Annotated in this window: 7 protein-coding genes; 5 read left to right on the top strand and 2 right to left on the bottom strand. The window is 63.6% G+C overall.

All coding sequences use genetic code 11. The features are described from left to right. The 3 genes from PCE31107_RS22255 to PCE31107_RS22245 form a co-directional block, all read left to right on the top strand. On the top strand, positions 1 to 129 hold a 129-nt coding region (locus PCE31107_RS22255; RefSeq protein ID WP_150610691.1), incomplete at its 5' end, for a proton-translocating transhydrogenase family protein. 1 nt (position 130) lies between these two features. Continuing rightward, positions 131 to 1,573 carry an NAD(P)(+) transhydrogenase (Re/Si-specific) subunit beta gene (locus PCE31107_RS22250; protein WP_150610690.1) on the top strand — a complete coding sequence of 481 codons (1,443 nt, stop codon included), beginning with the start codon at positions 131 to 133 and terminating at the stop codon, positions 1,571 to 1,573. A 106-nt stretch (positions 1,574 to 1,679) separates the two neighbouring features. Next, a complete protein-coding gene (locus tag PCE31107_RS22245; RefSeq protein ID WP_150610689.1) occupies positions 1,680 to 2,630 on the top strand; it encodes a LysR family transcriptional regulator in 951 nt (316 codons plus the stop codon). Between the two features lie 269 nt (positions 2,631 to 2,899). Here PCE31107_RS22245 and PCE31107_RS22240 read toward each other — a convergent pair whose 3' ends face one another. Beyond that, entirely contained in the window at positions 2,900 to 3,658 is a 759-nt protein-coding gene (locus PCE31107_RS22240; RefSeq protein WP_150610688.1) for a 2-keto-4-pentenoate hydratase, read from the bottom strand. 292 nt (positions 3,659 to 3,950) lie between these two features. Between PCE31107_RS22240 and PCE31107_RS22235 the strand changes: the two genes are divergently transcribed. After that, the gene (locus PCE31107_RS22235) at positions 3,951 to 4,670 is read left to right on the top strand and encodes a GntR family transcriptional regulator (protein ID WP_130025395.1); all 720 of its coding nucleotides are present in this window, start codon (positions 3,951 to 3,953) and stop codon (positions 4,668 to 4,670) included. An 80-nt stretch (positions 4,671 to 4,750) separates the two neighbouring features. Here PCE31107_RS22235 and PCE31107_RS22230 read toward each other — a convergent pair whose 3' ends face one another. Continuing rightward, a complete protein-coding gene (locus tag PCE31107_RS22230; RefSeq protein ID WP_130025396.1) occupies positions 4,751 to 5,425 on the bottom strand; it encodes a GntR family transcriptional regulator in 675 nt (224 codons plus the stop codon). A gap of 209 nt (positions 5,426 to 5,634) precedes the next feature. Between PCE31107_RS22230 and PCE31107_RS22225 the strand changes: the two genes are divergently transcribed. Next, entirely contained in the window at positions 5,635 to 6,414 is a 780-nt protein-coding gene (locus PCE31107_RS22225) for an enoyl-CoA hydratase-related protein (RefSeq protein ID WP_130025397.1), read from the top strand.

Below are 6,414 nucleotides of genomic sequence, written 5' to 3'. Positions count from 1 at the left end.
CTTGCGGCGGTGAACGTGTTCGGGGGCTTCCTCGTCACACAGCGCATGCTCGAGATGTTCAAGAAGAAAGACAAGGCCCCGGCAAAGACCGCGGCCAATGACGAAGCCGCAGCCAAGGGAGCGCACTGACATGAGCATGAATCTTGTGACGCTGTTGTATTTGGTCGCGTCGATCTGTTTCATTCAGGCGCTCAAGGGCCTGTCGAACCCGAAGATGGCGCGACGCGGCAATGCGTTCGGCATGATCGGGATGACGATTGCGGCGCTTACGACCGTGGCGCTGATCTTCGAGTTGCGCAAGCTCTCGAACGGCAACTTCTCCGGACTCGGCCTGATCCTCGCGGGCCTCGTGGTCGGCGGCGGCATCGGCGCCTTCGTCGCGCGCAAGGTCGAGATGACCAAGATGCCGGAGCTGGTCGCGGCCATGCACTCGCTGATCGGTCTGGCGGCCGTGTGTATCGCGGTGGCGGCGGTCGCGGAGCCGGCGGCGTTCGGCATTGTGCCCGCGGGGCAGACGTCGTTGCCGGCAGGCAATCGTATCGAGCTGTTCATCGGCACGTTCGTCGGCGCGATCACGTTCTCGGGGTCGGTCATCGCTTTCGGCAAGCTCTCGGGCAAGTACAAGTTCCGTTTGTTCCAGGGCGCGCCGGTGGTCTTCACGGGCCAGCACATGGTGAATCTGGCGCTGGCGATTGCGATGCTCGGCTTTGGTGGTGCGTTCTTCGTCTCGCAGAGCTGGACGCCGTTCGCCATCATGACGGCCATCGCGTTCGTACTCGGTGTGCTCATCATCATCCCGATTGGCGGCGCGGACATGCCGGTCGTCGTGTCGATGCTGAACTCGTACTCGGGGTGGGCGGCCGCCGGTATCGGCTTCTCGCTGAACAACCCGATGCTCATCATCGCGGGTTCGCTCGTGGGTTCGTCCGGCGCCATCCTGTCGTACATCATGTGCAAGGCCATGAATCGCTCGTTCTTCAACGTGCTTCTCGGCGGCTTTGGTGCCCAGGCGGGGGCGGGTGGCGCAGCGGGCGATCAACCGCAGCGCCCGGTGAAGTCGGGATCGCCTGACGACGCCGCATTCCTGATGAGCAACGCCGAATCGCTGGTGATCGTGCCGGGTTACGGCCTGGCCGTCGCCCGCGCTCAGCACGCCCTGAAGGAGTTGACCGACAAGCTCGTCGAGAAGGGCGTGAGTGTGCGTTACGCGATCCACCCGGTGGCGGGGCGCATGCCGGGTCATATGAACGTGCTGCTCGCGGAAGCCGAAGTGCCGTACGACCAGGTGCTGGAGATGGACGAGATCAACGGCGAATTCGGCCAGACGGATGTGGTGCTGGTGCTCGGCGCGAACGACGTGGTGAATCCGGCCGCGAAGACCGATCCGACGTCGCCGATTGCCGGCATGCCGATTCTCGAGGCGTACAAGGCCAAGACGATCATCGTCAACAAGCGTTCGATGGCGGCGGGTTATGCCGGGCTGGACAACGACCTGTTCTACCTCGACAAGACCATGATGGTCTTCGGCGACGCGAAGAAAGTGGTCGAAGAGATGGTCAAAGCAGCGGCCTGATCGCCGCGACCGTTTGACTTGCGTAATACGGGGCGCGCCGCCGAGCGCGGCGCGCCGGAGCCACTGCGGTGGTTCGTTCGCTTAATTTTCCGCAGGGCAATCGCACATGAACGTATCGCTGAGACAACTGAAGGTTTTCATGGTCGTGGCGCGCAGCAAGAACTTCAGCCGCGCCGGGGCCGAGATCGGCCTGACACAACCGGCCATCAGCCGGTGCATCAATGAACTGGAAGGACAGCTTGGCCTGCGTCTCGTTGACCGCACCACGCGCGAGGTCGCCCTGACCGACGCCGGTGTGACGCTCGCCGCCAGTCTCGACCGTGTGCTCGACGAACTCGAGATCGCCCTGTTGCAGACGCATGGCGCGGAAGCCCGCACGACCGGAAGGGTGCGCATCGGCGCCGCCCCGACCATCTCGGCGACGCTCATGCCGCGTGTGCTGTTGGCGTCGCAGGCGACGTATCCGGATGTGGCGCTCGCCCTCGTCGACCAGATGCAGCGTGCCGTTCTGGACAGCGTGCGCGCGGGCGATGTGGACTTTGGCATCGTGGTTGCGCCGCAGGGCGCGGACGACCTCACGACCGAGCACCTGATGAGCGAGCCGTTCTGTCTGGTGTGCCGCAGCGATCATCCGCTGGCCACGCAGGCGGCCGTGCACTGGTCGGAGCTCTCAGGCGAAAACCTGGTGCTGCTCAATCAGAGTTCGGGCAGCCGTGCGCTGATCGATCGCGCGCTCACCACGCAAAAGGTGCAGGGAACGATCACGCAGGAGCTGGGGCATGTGAGCACCATCTTCCGCATGGTGCAGGAGGGGCTGGGGGTGAGCGTGCTGCCGCCGCTCGCGTTGCCGTTGCCGGAGAACTCCACGTTGGCCGTGCGTCCGCTGTTGCCCGCGTTCGAGCGCAACATCGTGCTCGTGCGGCGCAAGAACCGTTCGCTCTCGCCCGTTGCGCATACGGTGTGGGACCTGATTCACCGTGTCGTTCGCGAGCGCAACAAGAGCTTTGCGCTGGTGATGGACCGCCAGAGCGCTGCTTCCACGACGGCCGTCAACTGAATCCCTGAGTCGAATCAACGGCTTGCGTTCTCTCATCAAGGACTTGTCCACAGACTTGAACACAAAATCTGTGGATAAATCGTAGGCGCTCGCAGGCAGTTTGCCTGCGGGGAGCGCCTCCTGATCCCTTCGGTCGAAAACGCCATACCGATCAAGCGCTTGGCAACCGTGCCTCATTCGTTGTCCACAACGTTGTGAACAAAAACTGTGGATAAGTCGCGGCTTGACCGAAGGAGACACTTACGGCGCCCCCGGGCGCCCACCGACCATCACTTCAGTGTGAGGGATGCCTCGCCGATTCCGTCGATCGTGCCGCGCAGTACGCCCGCACCGCGCGCGGGAATCATGCCAACGTAAGAGCCACAGGTGATGACGGCGCCCGCGTGCATCGTGATGCCGCGCTTGCCGTTGTGATTCACGAGCCACGTGAGCAAGGTGCGTGGATCGCCCCCCGTGTTGAACCCCGTGTCCGCCGGCGCGATGTTCACCCCATCGAGCGAGAACGTAAGCTTCGGCGTCAGGTAGTCGAGCGACGCATCGTAAGCGCGCCCGCTCCCGATCACGAGCGCACCGTTGTTCTGCAAGTCGGCCAACGTGAACCGACTGTCGAGACCGCTCGTCGCGAAGCGGCTGTCGGTGATCTCGATTGTCACGAGCGTTTCGCCAACAAACATGAGCGCCTCACGCTCGTCGTAAATCCCCGGCTTGATATCGCGGGCCAATCGGAACGCGATCTCCAACTCCAATCCCGGCCGGAAGAAGTCACCCAACGCCAGCGTGCCGCCCGTGTCGCTCACGACGGAGGCGGGAATCGGCGCGCAATTCGGCAGATCCATCGGCGCTTTCGCCCCCACTTTCCACGCTGCGATCGTCTCGCCGAGCAAATCGAGGGTGCGCAATTGCACGGTGTAGGCGGCGTCGAAGTCCACCGGCAGCAGCGCCGGGGCGGGGGAGGCGATCGGCGTATCGCCGCGACGGGTGTCGGCCAGCAATTGGGCCAGCGATTCGACGGCGGGGGTCTCGAACATCTTGCAAGTCTCCTAGGGAAAAGGCGATGCCCCCAGCGATGCGCTGGCGACAAATGACTCCACATCGTATACAAAATTCAGTCGTCGTTGCGCGGTGCGGTGAACATGACGCCTACTCGGTAAAAACACCACCTAACGTAGTCAAAGTCCTGGGGATCTGCGAGAATCGGACTTCGTAATATTTCGTAATATTTCGCGCGACGTGGTAGCGGGGACGCTTGCCACGGCTTGCGAAAGTGCAGTGCGTGCAGTCGATGACCTTCTTCTCCAAGCGAACGACCTGGCCGAGCCTATGCACTCTGTGACCCTGAACGTCCTGCGTGATCCTGTCATTCATCCGCCGGACGGCGAGACGACGGCGCCGATCAGCCGGCAGGCGCTGCATCTTGCCGTGATGGACCGCCTGCGCAAGATGATGATCGAAGGCACCCTGCCGCCGGGCGCGCACCTGAACGAGCGCGCCCTGTGCGAGCAACTCGGTGTGTCGCGCACGCCGCTGCGCGAGGCGCTCAAGATGCTGGCCGTCGAGCGGCTGATCGAACTGTTGCCGAATCGCGGCGCGCGTGTCGTGACGTTGTCGGCCAGCGATATCGCCGATGCCTTCGAACTGCTCAGCGGCCTGGAAGCGCTGGCTGGCGAATTGGCTTGCGCGCGCATCACGTCCGCGGAAATCGACGACATTCAGGCGTTGCACAGCGAAATGCTGACGTGTCACGCGAACGGCGACCTTCCCGGCTATTTCGACTGCAATCAGCGGATTCACGATCGCATCAATGCGTCGGCGCGTAATCCCGCCCTCACGCAAATGTACCAATCGGTCAATCAACGGCTGCAGGCGCTGCGATTCCGCTCCAATCTGCATGCCGGCAAGTGGGAGCAAGCCGTCGACGAGCATGTTGCGATGCTGCGCGCCCTGCATGCGCGCGACGGTGCCGCGCTCGGTCGACTGTTGCGCGGGCATCTGATGGCCAAGTGTGCCACCGTGCTTGCCCATCGACTCGCCGCCGCGTGACACACCGGTGCGGCGCAGGCGTCGGAATGCGCTGGCGCGTTCACACGTTCACACGTTCGCCCGTTCATGCGTTCACAGGCTCACGCCGCGCGCCCCAGACTCACCAATCCTTCGTTGAGCATGGCGGCGACATAGGCGTCGGTCTTGCTGCGCAGGTGCGCTTCCATCAGCGTGCGCAGTCGCTTGCCATCGCGTCGCCGTAGTAGCGCGAGCATTTCCGCATGTTCATCGACGGCCTGACGCCAGCGCTCGGGCGTTGGCGTCAATCGCTCGCGCACATGCCGCAGGCGTGCGTTGAGATTGTGGAAATACTCGGCCAGCGGGCCGTTGTCCGCCATGCGCAGAATGCTCAGGTGAATCTGCTGATTCAGGGCGAAGTAGGCGGCGTGATCGGCGCGAGCGTAAGCCGATTCCATGTCGGCTTGCAGTTGCGTGAGGGCGTCAAGATCGGCTTCCGACGCCTTTTCGCACGCCTGCTCGCCCGAGAGTCCTTCGAGGACTGCCATCACGGCGAGCAGATTCACGACTTCGTCGACACTCACACGCGCCACGCGTGCGCGGCGCGTTTCCGAGATTTCCACCAACCCTTCGTTCGCCAGTCGCTTGAGCGCTTCACGCAGCGGCGTGCGCGAGACAGCCAGCGCGTCGCATAGCGCGCGTTCCGAGAGGGGCGCGCCGGGACGAAGCTCGCCGCGCACAATGCGCGCCTTGAGGGCTTCGTAAGCGGCGGCGTTCAGCGAGGCGGACGTGCTCATGCGCAATGATCGGCAAAATGGAATGCCAATTTTGATGGGGATGTTATCCGTCGTCAATCGATAATGCGCGCTTTTCCCACGTTAACCCTAAATTTTACGATTGCCGCTTGCCAATCCCATCTCGGAGATCTTATCGTTTATAAAAATTGGTATACCAAAACGAGAAGCTGGCCGACATCGGGTGCGTGCTGGCGTTGGAAGGAGGCTATGTGACATCCACCGTTCTGACCGAGCGACACGGCGCCATCGCGCGGGTCACGCTCAATCGTCCTGAGAAGCTCAACGCGTTGACCAAGCCTATGTGGGAGGCCTTGGGCGACACGATCCTCACGTTGTCCGAGACGCCCGACGTGCGCTGCATCGTGCTGCGTGGGGCGGGCGAGAAGTCCTTCGCGCCGGGCAACGACATTGCGGAGTTCGAGACCGATCGCGCCAACGTCGAGCAGGCAAGAACGTATGGCGCACTCATGCACCGTACGCTCGACGCCTTGTCCCGATGCCCTGTGCCGCTCGTCGCGATGATTCACGGCATTTGCGTCGGCGGCGGCATGGAGATCGCGGCGGCCTGCGACGTGCGCATCTGCGGCGAATCGAGCCGTTTCGGTGCGCCGATCAACAAGCTGGGCCTGGTGATGGCGCACGCGGAGCTGTCGGGCCTGGTCCGCCTGCTCGGTCCCTCGCGCGCGCTCGAGATCCTGCTTGAAGGCCGGATCTTCGATGCGCAGGAGGCGTTGCGCATCGGGCTCGTGACCCGCGTGGTGGCCGACGGTGATGTCACGCGCGAAGCCCTGGAGAGCGCGTCGCGCATCGCTGCCGGCGCGCCGCTGGTGGCGCGCTGGCACAAGCGCTTCGTGCGCGAACTGGCCAGCGGCCAGCCGCTCAGCGCCGCGCAGATCGACGAAGGTTTCGCGTGCTTCGGCACGGCCGATTTTCAGACGGGCTATCGCGCCTTCCTCGCGAAGACGCCGCCCGTGTTCGAGGGGCGGTGA

This window comes from Pandoraea cepalis, assembly GCF_902459625.1.
Lineage (GTDB): Bacteria > Pseudomonadota > Gammaproteobacteria > Burkholderiales > Burkholderiaceae > Pandoraea > Pandoraea cepalis.
The sequence above is the reverse complement of the archived record's forward strand: the minus strand, read 5'-3'. Positions and strand labels throughout refer to the sequence as shown.